The sequence below is a fragment of the Thermohahella caldifontis genome (genome assembly GCF_041153465.1).
Lineage (GTDB): Bacteria > Pseudomonadota > Gammaproteobacteria > Pseudomonadales > Oleiphilaceae > Thermohahella > Thermohahella caldifontis.
This window is the reverse complement of the sequence record NZ_CP154858.1, coordinates 2,551,310-2,571,623: the sequence shown is the minus strand read 5'-3', so window position 1 is coordinate 2,571,623 and position 20,314 is coordinate 2,551,310. Positions and strand designations below refer to the sequence as shown.

The window sequence follows — 20,314 nt, the reverse complement described above, 5'->3', positions numbered from 1 at the left end:
AAAAGGAATCCCAACATGCCACGGAAGCACTTCAGGGTGCGGGCGACGCGCAAACCAATCAGCCAGTCTCGGAACCGGATACTTGAGGTTGGACGATGAAAGTGAAGCGCATCTTTCTGCCCGTCACGCTCATACTGGTGTTGGCCACTGCGGGATGCCAACAGCCCACGACAGCAACTTCGGAGGTCTGGCTGACACACCTGACGGAACAGCCGGAACAATCGGTCCGGGATATCGGGGCTTACCCTGAGCGCTGGACAACACGCCTGAATACCCTGCAGCAAATGCTGGACAAAGGTGACGCTATCGCTTTCAAAGCGCTTGAGCAGCTCTATCTGCATGCCGATGGCAGCCTTGCCACCACGTTGCGTTTCATGCTGGCAAAGGCCCTGCCCTATCAGCCTGTGCAGGTGCTCAGATCTGCAGCGGAACTGGATCTCTCTGCAGAGGATGTCTGCACACCCCCCTTCATTGAGCACCCTCCGGAGGAGGTGCTGGCATGGCTTGGCGCCAGTGAAGCCGCATTAATGTCCCAGGCTCCGGAAAGCGGTGAGGACTGCATCCTGCAATTGCGTGAGAGCCGACATCAACTCGGGGAATGAAAATCAACCGGAGCTGTTTCACCGTAACTATCAGTGATCTTGCCTGACGGGCAATCAGGTACACCGGGTCACCGTCTTTCGGAGCCCACCCGATTCCGCCCGTTTCTCTTGGCCTGGTAAAGATAATCATCCACCCGGCTGATCAACTGGTCCACGGATTCACCAGGGCGGATTTCCCCGACGCCCAGGCTGATGGTCACCGTCCGGCCGATGCTGAACGGATAATCTTCAACCCGGGCCCGAAGCTGCTCCGCCAGCGTCAGTGCCTCCTGCAGGTCCCCGTTACGCACCACGATCATGAATTCTTCCCCACCCCAGCGTCCGAAGACATCGGTTGCCCTGAGCCTTCGGGCAACGATTTCGGACAACTGCCGCAGGACCTCATCTCCCGCCTGGTGTCCGTATGAGTCATTCACCGATTTGAAGTGGTCAATATCAAACAGGATGAGTGAGAACGGCACGCCATGGCGCCGGAACCGCTCGTACTCCTCAGCCAGACATTCCTCGAGTTTGCGACGATTGAGGAGGCCGGTCAGACCATCTTCCGTAGCCAGTTTTTCCAGCAGGTCGTTCTTCTGACTCAATACCTGATTCTTGGCCGAGATCTCCTGATACGCGCGGGCAAGCTGCGCATTTTTCTCCAGCAGCGCCTGAACGGTCAGGCTTTCAATGGTGGCGGTGATCTCGGCAATCTCATCGTCAGCCGGCCGGACCTCAACAGGCAGATCGGCAACGCCAGCCAGATGCCTGAGCCGTTGCGAGAGAAAGCAACGGCCGGATCACCCGGTTTCTCCAGATGTACGCAAGAATCAGCCCCAGCGCCAGACAGACAACCATCAGGGCCAGCGCGTACAGGGACAACCGCCTGAGGATGGGGCCGCGAATCTCCTCTTCATCCACGGTAGTCACCAGCCGCCATCCGGCAATGGGAATGCCTGAAATATAGGCGACGCGACGCTGCAGACCTTCAACGTACGGAAAATAGGTCCCCGCACGGATTACCGGGTTTTCCCCGAAGATTTCCTCAACATTTCTGCCTATGTATTCCGGCTGCGGATGAACAAGAATGGTCCCCTTGTCGTCGACAATAAAGCTTCTGGCGGAATGGTAAATGTCAGACCGGCGCTCGATCTGTGCTGATATCTCCCGGGTATAACTGTCAATGGACACGGCACCCGTGAAGCCGTGCTCCGGACTCTCCAGTATGTGGACCGTGGCAAGAAGCAGCTCCTGAGTCTTGGCCTCCCGGTAGAGCAGCCCGACAACTTCCTTGCCCGGCACAGGTGCACCCATGACCGCCTTGTACCAGGGTCGCACTCTCGGATCATAGCCCGGCGGCGGCTCATAATCATTGATCAGCAGACTGCCGTCGGTGTAACCGGAATAGATGTAATAGATGTTCGGATTCTGTCGCTGAATCTCCCGATACAGCCGGAGCACTTTCGCCTTGCCGGCCCCATCCAGCCAGGGGATTTCTGACACCTCCGGCATGGCAGCGAGAATACGGACAGTGTTGCGGAGCTCCTTGAAATAGCCGTCAATAAAGACGCCTATCGACTCGTTTCTCTCCCTGAGAAAGGCCTTTGCCTCCTCAAACCGCTCGGGATAATACACCCACGCAAAACCGGCCCCGATGACCGCCGGGAATACGAATACGAACAGGCACACCGTAAGAAACAGGATGCGCAACAATTTCTGTCTGGTCATGGTATTGAGCGGCCATCACCGAATCTGTGTAAGTATTTTTACAGATTAGCACAAGCCGGGAGTGTTGCTGGCTGTACTGGATCAAGAATCCCGCCATCCTGGCAGGCCATAAACCGTTTCAATATGACTTCCTTCACGGGTACCCTTTCACAACGCCAGCCGCTCCTTCGTCAAATTGGTTGCATGTCTGTCCTCTCAGGCTGATGTGAGCAAGGCATATCCTGGCCGCCCCGTGGCTGCACTTGAAATACGGTCACAGGCGCATCAATATTGTGCCTCTGTCCTGCTCCAAAGGATCAAGGCACAGCCATCTCAAAACGGAGGGCATGAGAACCATGATGATCGACGCCAGCCTGGCTCGCGGGCCGTCACCGGGCCTGCAGGCCCGCAATCGCGGATTTACACTTATCGAGCTCGTCATGGTGATCGTTATCCTCGGCGAACTGCAAAATCCGCTATACCTCTGCCCGCACCAACAGCCCTCCGGGGATCACTCCCACCACCACCGGGTGCTGAAGTCAGCCCCCGGAAGCCTGATCCCGACTACGTAAGATCGCGCATCCCGCCCCGGAACCCCTGCGGCTAAAATCCCGCGTTTTGTCCATTGGAGTCCAAAACAAGGGGGGTCACCTGTCATGCAGTCGGTGGTAAGCCTGCTCAACGACATCGTATGGAGCCCGGCGCTGGTCTATCTGTGCCTGGGTGCCGGTCTGTTCTATTCCATCCAGACACGTTTTCTGCAACTGCGGCATTTCCGCGAAATGTGGCGGTTGCTGTTTGCCGGTCAGTCCAGCCGGGAGGGGATTTCTTCCTTCCAGGCATTGGCCGTTTCGCTGTCGGGCCGGGTCGGCAACGGCAACATCGCCGGGGTGGCGGCCGCCATCGGTTTCGGCGGCCCGGGGGCCGTGTTCTGGATGTGGGTGGTCGCCTTCCTGGGTGCCGCCACCGCATACATCGAGTCCACACTGGCACAGATCTACAAGGAAGATCAGGATGGCCAGTATCGCGGCGGCCCGGCCTACTATCTGGAGAAACTGACCGGGCAGAAGTGGTATGCCTGGATCTTTGCCATCTCCACCTTTGTAGCCTGCGGGCTGATGCTGCCGGGGCTGCAGGCCAACTCCATCGGCAATGCGTTTGAAACCGCCTTCGGTCCGGGCCCGATGATTGAAACCGGCCTCGGCACGATCAGCAGTGCCAAGATCTTCGCGGGCACGCTGGTGGTCCTCCTGCTGGGCTTCATCATCTTTGGCGGGGTCAAGCGCATCGCAGGCTTCACCCAGTTCGTGGTGCCTTTCATGGCCCTGGGTTACATCCTGATTGCCTGCATTATCGTGGCGCTGAACATCGACAAGCTGCCCGAAATCTTCATGCTGATCATCAACGACGCCTTCTCGCCCATGGCCGGACTGGGTGCTGCCATCGGCTGGGGCGTCAAGCGCGGCGTTTACTCCAATGAGGCGGGTCAGGGTACCGGTGCCCACGCAGCGGCAGCGGCGGAAGTGGCTCATCCCGCCCAACAGGGTCTGGTACAGGCGTTCTCCGTGTATATCGACACGCTGTTTGTATGTTCTGCCACGGCCTTCATGATCCTCATCACCGGCACCTACAACGTCCACAATCCTGAGGGCGGCTTCCTGATCCAGAATCTGGGTGCTGACGCCATCACGGCCAGCCCCTATTTCACCCAGATGGCCGTGGATCGCATCTTCCCGGGTCTGGGACAGCCGTTTGTGGCCATCGCCCTGTTCTTCTTCGCCTTTACCACCATTCTGGCCTACTACTACATCGCCGAGACCAATGTGGCCTACATGCGCCGAACATTCAGGATTCCCGGCCTGATGGGTTTCCTGAAGGTCGGGCTGCTGGCCTCTGCACTGTACGGCACGGCCCGCAACGCGGATCTGGCCTGGGCACTTGGCGATCTGGGGGTCGGACTGATGGCCTGGCTGAACATTGTCGGCATTCTGGCAATCTTCTTCCTCGGCCGCCCGGCCATGAAAGCGCTGAAGGATTACGAGGCCCAGCAGGCGCGGGGTGTGGAGACGTATACCTTCAACCCGAAAGCTCTCGGCATTCAGGGTGCAACCTGGTGGGAGAAGCGGCTGTCGGAAGGTTCCGGCGATACCGGAAGTGCGGACATCGTGCCGGAGGGAGCGCCCGCCCATCCTCACCAGGGAGGCTGAGGACGGTTCAAGCCGTTGCTTTCCATGCTCTTCCAAGGGCCGCCCGATGCGGCCCTTTTTCTTGCCATGGGAGGGGCCACGCTCAAGTGCTCCGTATCAGCCGCGCCAAAGCAGCCTGGCGGACATGAGCACGCACATGATGACAGCCACGGGCCTCACCAGCCGGGCACCCTGCCTGATCACCAGGCGTGCGCCCAGGCTGGCCCCCGCAAACTGACCGGCCATCATCACCAGGCCGGCGAGCCAGGCCACTTCACCGAATGCGAGAAAATAGCCCAAGGATGCCAGGTTGCTGGTGAAGTTCAGCACCTTGGTATGCGCCGTGGCGCGGGTCAGGTTGTGCCCCATCAGGGTGACACAGGCCAGTGCCATGAAACTTCCCGTTCCCGGGCCGAAAAAACCGTCATAGAACCCGAGTAGCGGACAGATCAGACCGGCAAATACGGCCGGAGAGACGCGCCGGGCACGGTCCACCTCGCCGAGGTTCGGCGAAAGCAGGTAATAGAGGGCCATGCCCAGAAGCAGCACGGGCAGGATTGTGCCGACCTGTCGCACATCCAGCGTCAGTACCAGCGCCGTGCCGGCCACCGCCCCCAGAAAAGTGCCGAGAATCCAGCTGCGGATGTCCGCCACCGATACCTGCCCGTGGCGGATAAAGTAGCGGGCCGCGAAAAAGGTGCCCACGCTGCCCTGAAGCTTGTTGGTCGCCAGGGCCGCCTGAGGCGGAATGCCCGCCAGCAGCAGGGCCGGCATGGCAATCAGACCACCCCCGCCGGCAATGGCATCCACGCCCCCGGCCAGTGCGGCGGCACCGAACAACATCAACAACACTTCCGGATCCAGGGGCATGGTGCCTCGCGCACATTCCGATGTTTGCCGCATCATGCCTGTACACGGGTGACCAGGCAAGTGCTACACTTTCGCCATGAGCACAGCCAAACTGACCTGGCCCGACGTCATTCTCTTCGACTGGCATGGCACGCTGGTGGACACCCACGACGCCATGTTCGCCGCCATGGAAGAGGTCCTGTCCCAGTTCGAGGAACTGGGGCTGGTGCGCCATCTCTTGCCGGAAGACCAGTGCCGCACGGCGGATGACATCAGGCTCGTGCGGTATATCCGCATCTACCGGCACCTTCACCCGACCATCTTGGCGGAACGGCGCATTTCCCGCACCGAGATCTTCAACGCCATCTTCGGGGAAAACGAGGAGGCCAAGCAGATCGCCCATGAGGCGTACAACGCCTGCTATGCGCGTCACTTTGGCGAGGTGCACCCCTATCAGGCCGGCATCACGGAATACCTGACGGCGCTGCGCAAGCTGGGTATCCGCACCGGCGTGGCCACCAATCGCAGCCGTGCCTTTCTGGATGCGGAACTGAAGCAGGTGGAGGGCGGTGCCTGGCAGGCCCTCCTTGACGTGATCCGCTGTGCCGATGATGTGGCTCGCTACAAGCCCCATCCGGACGTGATTCACGCTGCACTGGAGGCGATGGGGCACCGTCATGGTCCGGTCTGGTACGTGGGCGACAGTCGCATGGACATGCTCACGGCACACAATGCCCGGGTCACGCCGCTGTTCTACAACGGCGCTTGGTGGGATGAGGACTGGATTGCCGACCACCTCATGAGCGAGGCCCGGACCCGCCCGGCGCGCATCCTGCCCGATTTCGAGGCACTGATGGCGACGCTGGAAAGCGTGGCCTCCGAAGCGCAGCGCGAGGCGCTGAACCGCGAGCGCCCGCCCGCGGCGCCCCCGCCCCCGGCACCGCCGCCACGGCAGGAGCCGGACTGGCACCCGGCCATTGCGAAGCTTCAGGTACCCCGGGCCATTCTCTTCGACTGGCATGCCACTCTGGCCGATACCCTGGATGCCATGTACAACGCGGTCGACGATCTGCTGGAGGAACTTGAGGAACTGGATCTGCTGGATCGCCTCGTGCCGGAGGGCAAGAGCCGCTCACCGGAAGACGCGAAGCTGGTGGCCTATGTGCGTGAGCATTACAGCCTCCACCCCAAGGTGAAAGCGGACCGCAAGATTTCCCGGACGGATATTTTCGAGGTGCTGTTCGGTGACGACGAGGAAGCCAAGCAGATTGCCCACCGGCGCTTCAACTTCCACTACCGCAATTACTTCGGTAACGTGTTGCCCTTCGAGCCCGGGATCCGGGAAATGCTCACCGCCCTGCGCGAACTGCCCATTCTGACCGGCGTCATGACCAACCGGGACCGGGAGTTCTTCGAACACGAACTGCAGGCCATCGACGGCACCGGCTGGGCCCATTTCTTTGACTGCTGGGTCTGCGGCGACGATACGGAACGACGCAAGCCGCACCCGGACCCGCTGTTCAAGGCCTGCGAAATGCTGGACATTCCCCCTGGCCGGGATGTGTGGTACGTGGGTGACAGTACCACCGACATCATTGCCGCCAGCCGGGCCGGCATGACCGGGGTGTTCTACAATGGCGCCCAGTGGGATCAGCGCTGGCTCAATACCATTTTTCCCCGCAGCGAGCGCTTTCCCTGGGTACCGGATGTGGTGGTGAACAGCTTCTCCGAGTTCTGGGCCATGCTGCTGACCTGCATGTCCGGACCCTGACGGCTTGATACCGGTCAACGACAGTCCGGATCCGCCCTGCGACCCTGTGCACAGGAGGTGCCATGACCACAACCTGCCCTGACGTCCGGCAGTTGCCGGGCGATCTGGCCATCTGGTTTTTCATTCTGGCGGAGATGACGGTCTTTGCCGTGCTCTTCGGCGTCCTGGCCTGGTCCCACAGTGATGCACCGGAGCTGTTCGCCCGTGGACGAGCCACCCTGCATCCCTGGGCCGGCTGGCTGATCACTGCCGCGCTCATCAGCGCCTCGGCCGCCGTGGCCGCGGGCGTCGGACGCGCTCACAGGAGAGGTCCGGCAACGCTGGTTCCCGCCTTTGCCGCGGCGCTGGTCTGTGCCGGTGTGTATGTGATCCTCAAGCTCTGGGAATATGGGCAGCTTTTTGAGGCCGGCTACACGCTGCGGACCAACCTGTTTTACACCCTCTATTTTTTCCTCACTTTCTTCCATTTCATGCATGTGATCATGGGCATGATCATTCTCGCCTACATTACCCGGAAAGCCGCCCGCGGGGGCTATGCGGAAGGGGAGTTGTCAGGCATCGAGAGTGGTGCGTCCTACTGGCACATGGTGGACATGGTTTGGGTGATCCTGTTCCCGCTGGTGTACGTGATATGACGCTGCGCACGCTGCTCACGGCATGGATCACCCTGATACTGGCCACAGCGCTGACCGCCGCACTCCCGCACTGGGGCGGCAGGATGCTGGTCGCAGCAGCGCTGGGACTGATGATTCTCAAGAATGCCCTGATCGCGGACGTGTTCATGGGGCTGCGCCGGGCACCGGCGTTCTGGCGGGTGCTGATTCAGCTCTACACACCCGCCGTCGCCCTGATGGTGTTATGGCTTCTGGGCTGAGGTGGCCTGTGCGATCCAGTCCAGTGTCAGACGCGCCGCCTCTTCCGGCACTTCGATCATGGGGGCATGGCCGATGCCCTTCATCACCACCAGCTTGCTGTTGGGAATGAGCTGGTCAAAGATTTCGCCGTTCTTCACGTTGATGACGCGGTCCTGGTCTCCCCAGAGGATCAGGGTCGGGGCCCGGATGAGCTTCAGGCCTTCCTTGAAGTCGCGGATACGCGGGCGCTCACGGGAGATATCGTGAAAAATCTTGTCGTTCACGGTCTTGCGGGCCATGGACTTTTCCGCTGCCACCTGGGAGATGGGCCAGGGGATGAACGGCTTTTTCTCCAGTGCGAAGTCCAGCAAGCGACCAAAGTCCGACGGCTCCTTCACGATGAGCGGGTTGCGTCCCGCCGCCAGCTCCTGATCCAGCAGGGATGGCGCGTCAAATACGCCGGCCGGATCAATGAGGGTGAGGGTCAGCGTCCGCTCGGGCCACTGCGCCCCGAAAACGGCGGAAATCGCCCCGCCCATGGAGTTGCCCACAAGATGCGCCTGCTTCACACCCAGGGCATCCAGAAAGGCTTTCACCCGTCCGGCCTGAGTTTCGATGCTGTAGTCCAGATCCAGCGGTGATGAGGTTTCCCCGTGGCCGGGAAGATCCGGTGCGATCACGTTGTAGCGGTCGGTAAAGTAGCGGGCATAGCGCAGCCAGTTCTCCTTGTAGGCTGCAAAGCCGTGAATCATCACCACGGTCTCGGCACCCGGGTGCTCGGGCCCGCGGTAATACGCCCAGTCGATGCCATCCACCGTGATGTGTCCCTTGGTCAGCCCCGCGCGGCTGGCTTCCATGGACATGGCCGCATCATAGAGGGCATAACGGTAATGTTGCAGGGCGGCAAAACCGGCCAGCACCAGGATCAGCAGGCCGGAGACCAGGATGAGGTTGCGATGCTTCATGTGTCAGCGATTCCTTCGTTGTTGTGAGTCAGATCAGGCTGGTGCGGTACGCGTGCCTTCAGGTATCTGTGCAGGCAGCGGGTACCAGTGGTAGTCGGACAGGCGCACCTTGCGCGTGGCCAGATAGTACGCTGTGGTGGTGTCGGGCCACAAGGTGAAGTTGCGCCCCTTGTCGTCCAGATACCAGCTTGAGCAGCCGCTGGCCCAGACCCGTCTGGCCAGTTTTTTCTGGATCTGGCGGTTGTAGTCCGCCTCCACATCGGCCCTCACCTCGATGACCGGCAGACGCCGTGCCTGTCCGGCCTGAATGGCCGAAAGGATGTAGCGGGCCTGACACTCGATCATGAAGATGATGGAGCTGTGGCCAAGGCCGGTGTTGGGGCCGGTCATCTGGAAGAGGTTGGGGAAGTCCGGCACCGTGATGCCCTTGTAGGCATGGGGAATGTCGGCCCAGACGGACTTGAGCTCGCGGCCGTGACGGCCGACGATATCCACGTTGCGCAGGTACTTGCGCGGATCCACCACGAATCCCGTGGCCATGACCACCACATCCACCGGCAGGCGGGTGCCGTTGCGCAGCATGATGGCATCCGCTTCGATCCTGTCGATACCATCCGTATGCAGGCTGACGTTGGGCCGGTTGAAGGTGGGAAACCAGTCGTTGGACAGCAGCACGCGCTTGCAGCCGATGGCGTAATCGGGCGACAGCTTGCGGGCCGTTTCCGGATCCTTCACCGTGCGCCGGATCCGATACCTGACCGCTGCCGCCAGCACGCCCGAGATGGCCGGGTGATGCATGGGAATGAAGCGCGCTTCATTCTGCCAGTACAGACGTGCCCGATGCAGCTTGCGCAACAGCGGATAGCGGGCAAACCGCCTTTTTTCCTGTTCGCTGTAGGGCCGGTCAGGCCTGGGCACGACCCACGCCGGCGTGCGCTGCAGCACATGCAGGTGGCCCACGGTTTTGGCCAGTTCGGGCACCAGCTGAATGGCCGAGGCGCCGGTCCCGATGACCGCAACCCGTTTGCCCGACAACGGCAGGCTGTCGTCCCAGCGGGCCGTGTGCACCACGGGCCCCTTGAATGTGTCGAGGCCGGGCAGTGCCGGGATGTTGGGGTGGTGCAGGGGCCCGGTGGCCAGAATGACATAGCGGGTATCCACATGCCCCCGGTCACCCAGACGCACCCGCCAGAGCTGCCGATCCTCCTGCCAGGCCATGCCGGTGACTTCGGTATTGAACTGAAGGTGCGGCAACAGGCCGAAAGCCCGGGCACAGTCGTCCATGTAGGCCTTGATTTCGGCCCAGCCGGCGTAGAAACGGCTCCAGTCCGGCTTGGGATGGAACGAGAAGGAATACAGGTGGCTCTGCACATCACAGGCCGCGCCGGGATAGTGATTGTCCCGCCAGGTGCCGCCCAGATCAGACGCCTTTTCCACGATCCGGAAGCGGTCCAGGCCCGCCTGTTTCAGGTGGTGCCCCATGCAGAGGCCGGCAAACCCGGCGCCAATGATGAGAAAATCGGTATCCGGTTGGGCTGTTGTCATTGTTGTGTTCCTCCGTCACTGAGCTTCAGTATAGAAATGCGTCAGTGACGGAGGATATGGCTCAGATGACAGCCGCACTGTCTTTTTCGGCCAAGGCGGTCTGCCGATCTCAAAGGGGAGGTATCCGGCTCACCATGAACGGCCACGTTTCACCGGGGGTTCAGTTCCTCGTGACTGAGCCGGATAGCCGGCGGTTTCCTGCGCCAGGGGCGGGTGTCCCCTGTTTCCAGGCGCCGGGCGGCAGGTCCGAGAGCCTGGGCGGGGGCCAGCCGGCCGGATCATCCGGGTTGAAGCGCTCCTTCAGAAAATGGGCGAAGGCGATTTCGTTGAATACCGTCCACTCTTCCACATCCCAGTCCAGATGCAGGCCTTCCTTTCTGACAAACTCTCCTTCTTCACTTTCCCAGAAGTAGGTCGTATAGGGGGTGTCCTTGACAAACTCCGCCTGCCCGCGGGCGATTTCAATGGCGTCCTGATTGTACGCCAGCACCCAGACCACATACTTGCCGCCGGGCATGATCCCGAAGGAAATGCCGTTGCGATAGAAAAGGCCTTTCCTGTCCGGAGACCATTGACTCGGCACCTTGTGGCGCATGATCTCCTTCACCTCGTCGGGGATCTCGAAATACACCCGATAGGCCTTTTGCTCCGCCAGTGACCAATAGGTAAACCCCACTGCGTCATGAACGGGTGCTGGCAGAAGCCCGACGGGGGCGCCACTGACCCAGCCAAAGCTTCGTCCACCAATGGGCCGGCTGCTGGCATAGGTGCCGTCCTTCCAGAAGGTATTCACTTCACCCAGACTGACCCGATAGTGAAAGGGCACCCCCACGTTGACAAACCAGTTTCTGAAGTCCTCGGGATAGACTTCCCGAGTGCTGGTACAGCCGGTCGCCAGAAGTGCGAGGATCATTAAGGTTAGACTTCTGCACAGTTCAGGCAACTTGCCGCCCGGGTACAAGCTCTTGCACACGCCTGTTCGCATCCCTGCCCGCTCCTTTACCTTGAATTCAGTTCTTCATGCCTGAGCCGGATAGCCAGCGGTTTCCTGCGCCAGGGGCGGGTGTCCCCCTGTTTCCAGGCGCCGAGCGGCAGGTCCGAGAGTCTGGGCGGGGGCCAGTGTTTCGGGTCTTCCGGGTTGTAAGGCTGATTCCAGAATCTGGCCTGAACAATCTCGTCGAAGACGGTCCACTCTTCCACATCCCAGTCCAGATGCAGGCCTTCCTTTTTGACAAACTCTCCTTCTTCACTTTCCCAGAAGTAGGTCGTATAGGGGGTGTCCTTGACAAACTCCGCCTGCCCGCGGGCGATTTCAATGGCATCATAAGGATAGGCAAGCACCCAGACCACATACTTTCCACCCGGCATGATCCCGATGGATATTCCATCCCGGTATGTGTGAACCTGTCTGTCATGGCGCCACTGCGTGTCTGTCTTGTGGCGCATGATCTCCTTCACCTCGTCAGGGATCTCGAAATACACCCGGTAGGCCTTGCGCTCCGCCAATGCCCAATAGGTAAAGCCAATGGCATCATGGACCGGCATTTCCAATAGTCCAGCCGGAGCACCGCCGATCCAGCCATCACTGCGCCCACCAATAGGCCGGCTGCTGGCATAGGTGCCATCCTTCCAGAAGGTATTCACTTCACCCAGACTGACCCGATAGTGAAAGGGCACGCCGACATTGACGTACCAATACTTGAAATCCCTGGGGTAGTGTTCTCGGGTACTGGCACAGCCCACGAACAACAACATCAGCACCAGAACGCCCAGCCACCTATGCGGGCCGGACCCGTCGCTGCCGGCGTGCCCTGCAATCGGATTGCCACGCTGTCTGCTCATCCCTGCACAGTTCATCATCTTGGGTTCAGTTCCTCGTGCCTGAGCCGGATAGCCGGCGGTTTCCTGCGCCAGGGGCGGGTATCCCCCTGTTTCCAGGCGCCGGGCGGCAGGTCCGAGAGCCTGGGCGGGGGCCAGCCGGCCGGATCATCCGGGTTGAAGCGCTCCTTCAGAAAATGGGCGAAGGCGATTTCGTTGAATACCGTCCACTCTTCCACATCCCAGTCCAGATGCAGGCCTTCCTTTCTGACAAACTCTCCTTCTTCACTTTCCCAGAAGTAGGTCGTATAGGGGGTGTCCTTGACAAACTCCGCCTGCCCGCGGGCGATTTCAATGGCGTCCTGATTGTACGCCAGCACCCAGACCACATACTTGCCGCCGGGCATGATCCCGAAGGAAATGCCGTTGCGATAGAAAAGGCCTTTTCTGTCCGGAGCCCATTGACTCGGCACCTTGTGGCGCATGATCTCCTTCACCTCGTCGGGGATCTCGAAATACACCCGATAGGCCTTGCGCTCCGCCAGTGACCAATAGGTAAACCCCACTGCGTCATGAACCGGAGGCGGAAGAAGGCCTGCCTGAGGGCCACTGACCCAGCCAAAGCTTCGTCCACCAATGGGCCGGCTGCTGGCAGAGGTGCCATCCTTCCAGAAAGTATTCACCTCTCCCAGATCCACCCGGTAGTGAAAGGGCACCCCCACGTTGACAAACCAGTTTCTGAAGTCCTCCGGATAGACTTCCCGAGTGCTGGTGCAGCCGGTCGCCAGAAGCGTGAGACCGAGTATCGCAAGGATTCTATACATTGAAAAAGATTTCCCGTTCATCGGCAGGCTCGTTGGGTATCGCAATCACATAATCCGGCTGATAGCTCGCGGAGTAGTGAATATAGTGCTTGTAGAGCAGTGTCCGAAGGGTCGGACTCAGCTCAATCGGCTTGCCATCCCGGATCAGGGCCCGGTATTCCTGCCACACTGGATACAGACAGCCCGGGATACGGGTACCGTTGAGTCGATCAGTTGAATACTCCTTCTGATCCGGATTGTCCTGCGGTACGCTGTAGGAGGGCTCTTCAAGGGCCAGAAAGGGTACACCCCGACCTACAGCCACTTCGTGCATGAGATACAGGAAAATACGCGAGTATTCGCCGTACAGCTTCCGGCGCATGATCAGATTCAGGCAAACCTCACTGAAGGTCTGTCGTATCTGACGGCTCTGCCCTCCCCGGGTCCTTACCTTTACCTGGCGCGAGTAGGCATTTCCGTTCCCCGGCTGGTAGTCGGCCACAATTTCCACAACGTCAGTTATGGTCCTGCCCTCACGCTCATCTTCCCGAATCTGGACTGTGTCCCGGAAACTGGTCCCGCTGCACCATGGATGCGCGAGAAACGGCTGCCGCTTCTTGTCCAGTTCCTTCCATGCCAGTGACTCTTCCGGACCCCGGGCGCCCACGAAAGGCATGAAACTGTCCTCAACTTTCAACCCGGGGTCCAGGTAGACCTGCTCTCGTTCATCCGGCTGGCCTGGCGCATGGGTGACGTAACCGCCGCCAATATCCGAATGGGCACCGGGAAAGACCCATTCCCGGAAATTCTCCGGCAGGCTGCCATCCGGATTGCGCAGACTTGTGAGGGCAAAGTTGAGGCGGAACTCATCCCCGGCACAGAGCTGAACTGCAAATCCCACCTTCTCAGGCGGAATACGCAGGATGACAGGTTTGTGCTTGTCATTGTGGGTGGACAGGTCAACCCCGTCCTCGGAAATGACGCTGAATACTGATGCCACCGTATCAAACAGTCCGGCAAAGCGGATGGTCACCGAGGCAGGCAGGGGGACGCCGGCTGCGCGGAGTGCCGTATAAAAGTGGCCGCCTTCACCCGCCAGCACGTCATTGATGAAATGCCTGGCGGCCGCCGCACCCCGGCTGAATCCGAATACATCAACTACCAGCTCGTAATCATCGGTCGAAGTTAAAATACGTTGTTCCTTGAGTGTACTGTATTGCCTGACGTATTCCTCTGCCGCCCGCTCCACCTTGGCGAGAATGCCCGACTTGCCCCGGCCCGTGCCCATGCACCAGGTCGAGTCCTCCTCTCCGTTCAGAGTGCCGATGCCCTCGATGTAGAGGGCCATGCCCACCAGGCGAACATCCCCTTCATCCCGAACCCGGTCGAAATAGAGCCGCTGCAGCTTGGCCACATTGGTCCAGTCATTGTCATAACTGGGACCATGTTCCCGCACACGTTTGCAGTAGTCGTCCACCGTCATGCGGCCACGGCGCTTCTCGCGCCGCCATTGGGCACCCGTATCACTGTTTGCACGGTTATTGGCGGTACCATCGAAAAAGAAACCGGCACTGATGATCACTTTCAGGGGTTCAGCCTTCTTGTCGCTCTGATCTGCCGGGCCCGGAGCGGCCTCGGTGGCGTCAGTTGTATCCGCCTGATTCATGACGCTGCTCACGGCGGGTACCGTTGCTGCTTCGGCTACATTGGTCAGGTCCTGCGGGCTGAAGGGGGTGACGATGCGTTCGGCATCACAGGTGGGGTAGTAGAGGTCAGGCAGGATGCTGTCCGCCTCTCTCAGGGGTACCGTCGGGTAATCCGGCCAGCGGACGGGCCTGGCACCCAGATAGCTCAGGCACTGGCGAATGGCTTCGGCTGCGGGATGGTCGTCGGGCAGGGCCTCCAGAGCCTCCTGCCATTCCTCCCGCAAGGCTTCGGCGTTGGGCAAATCCGGGCTGCCGCCCACGCCCATATCACCGCTGCACTCGACTACCTGGCCACCGTGGGCCGTGGGCGCGCCCAGCACCGCAACGGGCAGGCCATTGATCAGTAGCCGCGGGTCACCGCTGACAATGACGTCCTCGCCACAGTTGCACATGGCCCGGGAGCCCACCACCGCCACCGGTTTGCCGTTGATCAGCACATTGGGTACCCCGGTGATGACGGGGCCGCCCACATGGGGGGTCTTGCCATCCCACAGGGGACACACATGGTAATCCCCGACACGGACGATTTTCCTGCTCATGATCCATCTCCCTGATCATTCTCTGTCCATCCCTCTGTGCGGCGAGATTAAGGAACAGGGGTCACTTTGTCAACGAAGCCGCCGGTGCCGGAACGCCCTGCTTTCGTGCACTGATTCAAATATCTTTTGGTAATTTTGTGCAACACTTCGTTAACCTCTGACAAACGGATTAGACCATGCGTTGCGCCCGAATGCTCTGTCTGTGCCTCATTGCCGCCCTGTTCAGTGCGGCAGGGCCGGCAATGGCTGCACCCGCCGGCCAGACGTACCGGCTTTGCCTCTTCGACGTGGCCGGTCGTCAGGGCGAGATCTATGCCATCATGAAATCCTATCAGCTCGCCGCCCTGCGCGAAGGCATTGCCCTGACCATGGATGCCTTCCGGGATGAAGCGGAGGCCATTGCCGCCTACGAAGCCGGTGAGTGCGACATCGCCGGCCTCTCCGATCTCGGCATCCGCCGCTACAACCGGTTCACCGGGTCCCTGAGTGCCATCGGCACGGTTCCCAGCTATCCGGATCTCAAGCTGCTGCTGAAGTTTCTTTCCCATCCCAGGCTGGCCCGGCTGGAAAAGGAAAACGGCCATGAGATCCTGGGGGTACTGCCCCTGGGCGCGGTCTACCTGTATGTGCGTGACGCATCCATCCGCACGGTCGAGGCGCTGAAGGGCAAGCGCGTCGCCGTGCTGGCGGACCATGCGGATGCGGAAGCCATGATCCGTCAGGTGGGCGCGGTCCCGGTCCCGGCCCGGATCAGCAACTTCGCGGAAATGTTCAAGCGCGGGGAGGTGGATATTGTCTATGCCCCCGGCGGTGCCTATGAAGTCCTGGAGATGTACAAGGGGCTGGAGCCGAAGGGCGGCATCATCCGCTTTGCGCTCGGGCAGTTCACGCTCCAGCTGGTGGCCCGGGAAGGGGTGTTTCCGGCTGAATTCGTTCGGGCCTCAAGGCGCATCATGGGCGATATGTCAGACGATGCCCTGCGCAAGGTGCTGGCCTATGAGGCGGCCATCCCCGAACGCTGGTGGATTGACCTGCCTGAGCGTACTCAAACGGCCTACCTGGAAATGATCCGCCGCCTGCGTCTGAACCTGGAAGCCTCCGGCGTGCCCCGGACTGCACAGGTATATCACCCCACCATGCTGCGGCTGCTGCGCAAGATCCGCTGCCACAATAATCCCATGGCAGCCGAGTGTTCTGCCGCCAACCGGGAATAGGATGTGGTAAGCTGAGGGCTCCCCGTTATCCGGTATCTGCCCATGACCTCAGCCGAACACCACGCAGCCGCTTTTCACTGGCCCTTTTCCGAACCCATCACCTGGCGACAACTGCCGGCTGCCTTTTACCGCGATGCGACGCCCACCCCCGTGGCATCCCCGACCCTGCTGGTCTGGAATGCCCCGCTGGCCGACCAGCTGGCCTTGCCGCTGGGTGGAATTCCGAAGGCGGTGCGTGCGGCCTGGTTTGCCGGCAACGATCTGCCTGACGCCTGCCGGCCTCTGGCGCAGGCCTACGCCGGCCATCAGTTCGGCGGTTTCACGCGGCTCGGTGATGGTCGTGCCCATCTGCTGGCCGAGCATGTGACACCCGACGGACAGCGCGTGGACATTCAGCTCAAGGGCAGCGGGCGCACGCCCTTTTCCCGCGGAGGGGACGGCCGGGCAGCGCTGGGCCCCATGCTGCGCGAGTTCATCATCAGCGAAGCCATGGCCCACCTGGGTATTCCCACTTCCCGCAGTCTGGCCGTTGTCGCCACCGGCGAGAGTGTTTACCGGGAGCGCCCCCTGCCCGGAGCGGTACTGACCCGTATTGCGGCCAGTCATCTGCGCATCGGCACCTTTGAGCATGCCGCACACCTTGGCGATCCGGAACAGGTTTCCGAGCTGCTGGACTATGCCATCGCCCGCCACGATCCGGACCTGCCGGAACACGCCCACCCGGCCCGGGCCTTTCTGGAACGCGTGGCCGAACGCCAGATCCGTCTGGTGGCCCTGTGGATGGGGGTGGGCTTCATCCACGGCGTGATGAATACGGACAACACCTTCATCAGTGGCGAAACGCTGGACTATGGACCCTGCGCCTTTCTCGACGAGTACGTCCCCAACAAGGTGTTCAGCAGCATAGACCGGCATGGCCGTTACGGATTCAGCAACCAGAAGGCCATCATTCTCTGGAATCTGGCCAGGCTGGCCGAAACCCTGCTGCCGCTGCTTGACCCCGACCCTCAAGCCGCCCTGCAGTGGGCGCGCAATGCACTGAAGCGCTGGGATCAGGCCATGCACGAAGCCTGGCTGGCACGCATGCGGGCCAAGCTGGGACTGGAAGGCGAGGAGGCCGGGGATGAGGATCTTATCGGTACACTGCTGGACTGGATGCACCGCTACGAGGCGGACTACACACTCACCTTCCGTGCACTGGCGGAAGACACCGCGGAGCAGCTGCCCCAGGCCAGCCATCCGCCCGTGCGTGACTGGATCACGCGCTGGCGCGAGCGGCTGGCGGCCGGTGGCCCGGTCCTGCCTGAACGTTTCGAGGCCATGCAGCGCCTCAATCCGGTCCGGATTCCGCGCAATCATCAGGTGGAGCGGGTACTGGCCGCCGCCGAGGCCGGTGATCTGAAGCCGCTCGGGCAGTTCCTCGACGCTCTGCAGGCCCCCTTCACCCGCAAACCGGAATGGGCGGAATGGGATGCCCCGCCGGCCCCGGAAGCGCGTGTCCTGCGGACCTTCTGCGGCACCTGAAGATCACCCGGCCCCCGGTATGCCGAGCCGGATGCGCAGCACGTCCAGGATCTGTTCACGCAGCCACTGGTGGGCCGGATCCGTATCATGCAGCCGGTGCCAGTAGAGAAACACCTCCAGCGGGGGCAGGGTGAGGGGGAAGGGCCGCTCGTCCAGAGCCACGGCCCGTCTGAGCAAGCGGGCAAACCGCGCCGGGGCGCACAGCATCAGTTCCGACTGGGCCACCACCAGTGCTGCGGAAAAGTAGTGGGGCGTCCTGAGCGCCACCGTCCGGCTGAGCCCGTGGCGGGCCAGCTGCACGTCCTCGTATCCGCCCCCCTGCTCCCGTGAGGACACCAGCACATGGGGCCAGCGCAGCATGGTGCCCAGGGACCATTCACCGGACAGGGCTGGGTGTCCCGGACGCATGAGGCACACCAGCCGGTCATCACTGATGGGCACATGGGCAATGGCCGACCCCGGGTTGAACCAGGCATCGGCCGCAAAGTCCACCCGCCCGGTGGCCAGATCGTGCTCGATCTGCTGGCGCGGGGTCCGGACCACGCTCAGTGTCACGCCGGGCGCCTGTTCCCGCAACCGCTGCATGAGATGGGGCAGCACCATCACCTCAAACAGATCGCGCAGACTGATGCGGAAGGTACGCTGCAGGCGGCCCGGATCGAAATGCCGGCTCTGTTCCACCCCGGTGTGCAGCGTGGTCAGGGCCTGACGGACCGGTCCGATGAGCTGGCGGGCACGGGGAGTCGGCACCATGTTGCGGCCGCGCCGGACAAACAGCGGATCATCCAGCGCATCGCGCAGACGGGCCAGCGCGTGTGAGACCGCCGGCTGGGTGAGGTGCAGCACCTCCGCCGCCCGCGACAGGTTCCCCTCCCGGTAGATGGCCTCGAAAACGGGAAACAGATTGAGATCCAGCCGGCTGATATTCGCCATGCTAATAGTTATCTATTCTGACTATTCATTGGATGAATTGTACAGACTGGCGTAAGGTGATGTCCAACTGCAAAGAAGGAGCATGCCATGGATTTCGAACACAGCCCCCGCGCCCGGGAATACATCCGCAAGGTCAAGGACTTCGTGTTTGACCGCGTCGTGCCTGCCGAGGCGGAATATTTCGCTCATTTGGCCCGGCCCGGTCAGCAGTGGACGGTGCCCCCCATCATGGAAACCCTGAAGGCCGAGGCCCGGGCCGAAGGTCTGTGGAACCTGTTTCTGCCGGAGCCCGAGTACGGGCCGGGACTGAGCACGGTGGAATACGCGCCGCTGGCGGAAATCATGGGCCACTCGTTCATCGCCCCCGAAGTGTTCAACTGCAATGCGCCGGATACGGGCAACATGGAAGTGCTGGTCCGCTATGGCAGCGAGGCGCAGAAGAAAACCTGGCTTGAACCGCTGCTGGAGGGTCGCATCCGCTCGGGCTTTGCCATGACGGAGCCGGATGTGGCCTCTTCCGACGCCACCAACATGCAGGGCACCATCATCGCCGACGGTGACGAAGTGGTGGTGAACGGCAAGAAATGGTGGACCTCCGGCGCCGGTCATCCGGACTGCAAGTTCTTCATTTTCATGGGCCTGACCGATCCCGACGCCCCACGGCACCAGCAACATTCCATGGTCATCGTACCGCGCGAGACCCCCGGCGTGGAAATCAAGCGCATGCTCCCGGTGTTCGGCCAGCTGGACGAACCCTACGGTCATGGCGAAGTGCACTTCAACAATGTGCGCGTGCCGAAAGACAACATCATTGCCGGTCTCGGCCGCGGATTCGAGATTGCCCAGGGCCGTCTGGGACCGGGCCGCATTCACCACTGCATGCGCTGCATCGGCGCCGCCGAGCGGGCACTGAAACTCATGATCGAACGCGGCCAGTCACGGGTGGCCTTTGGCAAGCCGCTGGTGAATCTGGGCGGCAACCGGGACATCATCGCCCAGGCGCGCATCGACATTGAACAGGCAAGACTGCTGACCCTGCATGCTGCCTGGAAGATGGACAAGGTGGGCACCTTTGCGGCCATGAGTGAAATTTCCCAGATCAAGGTAGTGGCACCATCCCTGTGCCAGCGCATCGTGGATCAGGCCATTCAGATGCACGGAGGCTGCGGGGTGTCCAATGATGTGCCGCTCACCGCCCTGTTCGCCTATGCACGGGTGCTGCGGCTTGCGGATGGTCCGGATGAAGTCCACCGCGGCCTGATCGCCCGGCTGGAACTGAAAAAGTACAACAAATGAGTCGTCTCGACGGGAGGAGAACC

Annotated in this window: 19 protein-coding genes; 9 read left to right on the top strand and 10 right to left on the bottom strand. The window is 61.3% G+C overall.

The features are described from left to right. The first annotated feature begins 95 nt into the window (after positions 1-95). Positions 96-602 (top strand): hypothetical protein, encoded by a 507-nt coding sequence (locus tag AAIA72_RS12475; RefSeq protein WP_369600640.1) that lies wholly within the window; start codon positions 96-98, stop codon positions 600-602. A gap of 68 nt (positions 603-670) precedes the next feature. Here AAIA72_RS12475 and AAIA72_RS12470 read toward each other — a convergent pair whose 3' ends face one another. Both AAIA72_RS12470 and AAIA72_RS12465 read right to left on the bottom strand, forming a co-directional pair. Next, the gene (locus AAIA72_RS12470) at positions 671-1,186 is read right to left on the bottom strand and encodes a GGDEF domain-containing protein (RefSeq protein ID WP_369600639.1); all 516 of its coding nucleotides are present in this window, start codon (positions 1,184-1,186) and stop codon (positions 671-673) included. A gap of 130 nt (positions 1,187-1,316) precedes the next feature. Then, on the bottom strand, positions 1,317-2,309 hold the full coding sequence (locus tag AAIA72_RS12465) for a cache domain-containing protein (RefSeq protein WP_369600638.1): 993 nt from the start codon (positions 2,307-2,309) through the stop codon (positions 1,317-1,319). Between the two features lie 326 nt (positions 2,310-2,635). Between AAIA72_RS12465 and AAIA72_RS12460 the strand changes: the two genes are divergently transcribed. Together AAIA72_RS12460 and AAIA72_RS12455 are read left to right on the top strand one after the other, a co-directional pair. Further along, positions 2,636-2,860, top strand: a complete 225-nt coding sequence (locus AAIA72_RS12460) for a type II secretion system protein (RefSeq protein ID WP_369600637.1) — start codon at positions 2,636-2,638, stop codon at positions 2,858-2,860. An 84-nt stretch (positions 2,861-2,944) separates the two neighbouring features. Beyond that, on the top strand, positions 2,945-4,495 hold the full coding sequence (locus AAIA72_RS12455) for an alanine/glycine:cation symporter family protein (RefSeq protein ID WP_369600636.1): 1,551 nt from the start codon (positions 2,945-2,947) through the stop codon (positions 4,493-4,495). A 96-nt stretch (positions 4,496-4,591) separates the two neighbouring features. Here AAIA72_RS12455 and AAIA72_RS12450 read toward each other — a convergent pair whose 3' ends face one another. Then, positions 4,592-5,317: a TSUP family transporter gene (locus AAIA72_RS12450; protein WP_369600635.1), complete on the bottom strand. Its 726-nt coding sequence runs from the start codon at positions 5,315-5,317 to the stop codon at positions 4,592-4,594. A 103-nt stretch (positions 5,318-5,420) separates the two neighbouring features. Between AAIA72_RS12450 and AAIA72_RS12445 the strand changes: the two genes are divergently transcribed. The 3 genes from AAIA72_RS12445 (at position 5,421) to AAIA72_RS12435 (ending at position 7,968) form a co-directional block, all read left to right on the top strand. Beyond that, the gene (locus tag AAIA72_RS12445) at positions 5,421-7,094 is read left to right on the top strand and encodes an HAD family hydrolase (protein WP_369600634.1); all 1,674 of its coding nucleotides are present in this window, start codon (positions 5,421-5,423) and stop codon (positions 7,092-7,094) included. Positions 7,095-7,156: 62 nt separating this feature from the next. Further along, on the top strand, positions 7,157-7,729 hold the full coding sequence (locus tag AAIA72_RS12440; protein ID WP_369600633.1) for a cytochrome c oxidase subunit 3: 573 nt from the start codon (positions 7,157-7,159) through the stop codon (positions 7,727-7,729). Beyond that, positions 7,726-7,968 (top strand): cytochrome C oxidase subunit IV family protein, encoded by a 243-nt coding sequence (locus AAIA72_RS12435; protein WP_369600632.1) that lies wholly within the window; start codon positions 7,726-7,728, stop codon positions 7,966-7,968. The genes AAIA72_RS12440 and AAIA72_RS12435 overlap by 4 nt, the downstream gene beginning before the upstream one ends. Here AAIA72_RS12435 and AAIA72_RS12430 read toward each other — a convergent pair. The 6 genes from AAIA72_RS12430 to AAIA72_RS12405 form a co-directional block, all read right to left on the bottom strand. Then, entirely contained in the window at positions 7,951-8,913 is a 963-nt protein-coding gene (locus tag AAIA72_RS12430; protein WP_369600631.1) for an alpha/beta fold hydrolase, read from the bottom strand. The genes AAIA72_RS12435 and AAIA72_RS12430 overlap by 18 nt on opposite strands. 33 nt (positions 8,914-8,946) lie before the next feature. Next, a complete protein-coding gene (locus AAIA72_RS12425; protein ID WP_369600630.1) occupies positions 8,947-10,458 on the bottom strand; it encodes a flavin-containing monooxygenase in 1,512 nt (503 codons plus the stop codon). Between the two features lie 160 nt (positions 10,459-10,618). Then, positions 10,619-11,371, bottom strand: a complete 753-nt coding sequence (locus tag AAIA72_RS12420) for a DUF2931 family protein (protein ID WP_369600629.1) — start codon at positions 11,369-11,371, stop codon at positions 10,619-10,621. Between the two features lie 86 nt (positions 11,372-11,457). After that, on the bottom strand, positions 11,458-12,300 hold the full coding sequence (locus tag AAIA72_RS12415; RefSeq protein WP_369600628.1) for a DUF2931 family protein: 843 nt from the start codon (positions 12,298-12,300) through the stop codon (positions 11,458-11,460). A gap of 14 nt (positions 12,301-12,314) precedes the next feature. Next, positions 12,315-13,100, bottom strand: coding sequence for a DUF2931 family protein (locus tag AAIA72_RS12410; protein ID WP_369600627.1), 786 nt, complete (start codon positions 13,098-13,100; stop codon positions 12,315-12,317). Beyond that, entirely contained in the window at positions 13,093-15,324 is a 2,232-nt protein-coding gene (locus AAIA72_RS12405) for a PAAR domain-containing protein (RefSeq protein ID WP_369600626.1), read from the bottom strand. Before AAIA72_RS12405 ends, AAIA72_RS12410 begins: the two co-directional genes overlap by 8 nt. 176 nt (positions 15,325-15,500) lie before the next feature. On the opposite strand from AAIA72_RS12405, the gene AAIA72_RS12400 reads away from it, so the two are divergent. Continuing rightward, on the top strand, positions 15,501-16,538 hold the full coding sequence (locus AAIA72_RS12400; RefSeq protein WP_369600625.1) for a putative solute-binding protein: 1,038 nt from the start codon (positions 15,501-15,503) through the stop codon (positions 16,536-16,538). Between the two features lie 42 nt (positions 16,539-16,580). Then, on the top strand, positions 16,581-18,062 hold the full coding sequence (locus tag AAIA72_RS12395) for a YdiU family protein (protein WP_369600624.1): 1,482 nt from the start codon (positions 16,581-16,583) through the stop codon (positions 18,060-18,062). Positions 18,063-18,065: 3 nt separating this feature from the next. On the opposite strand, the gene AAIA72_RS12390 is transcribed toward AAIA72_RS12395, so the two are convergent. Continuing rightward, positions 18,066-18,995, bottom strand: coding sequence for a LysR family transcriptional regulator (locus AAIA72_RS12390; RefSeq protein WP_369600623.1), 930 nt, complete (start codon positions 18,993-18,995; stop codon positions 18,066-18,068). 87 nt (positions 18,996-19,082) lie between these two features. On the opposite strand from AAIA72_RS12390, the gene AAIA72_RS12385 reads away from it, so the two are divergent. Further along, entirely contained in the window at positions 19,083-20,291 is a 1,209-nt protein-coding gene (locus AAIA72_RS12385; RefSeq protein WP_369600622.1) for an acyl-CoA dehydrogenase family protein, read from the top strand. The last annotated feature ends 23 nt before the right edge of the window (positions 20,292-20,314 follow it).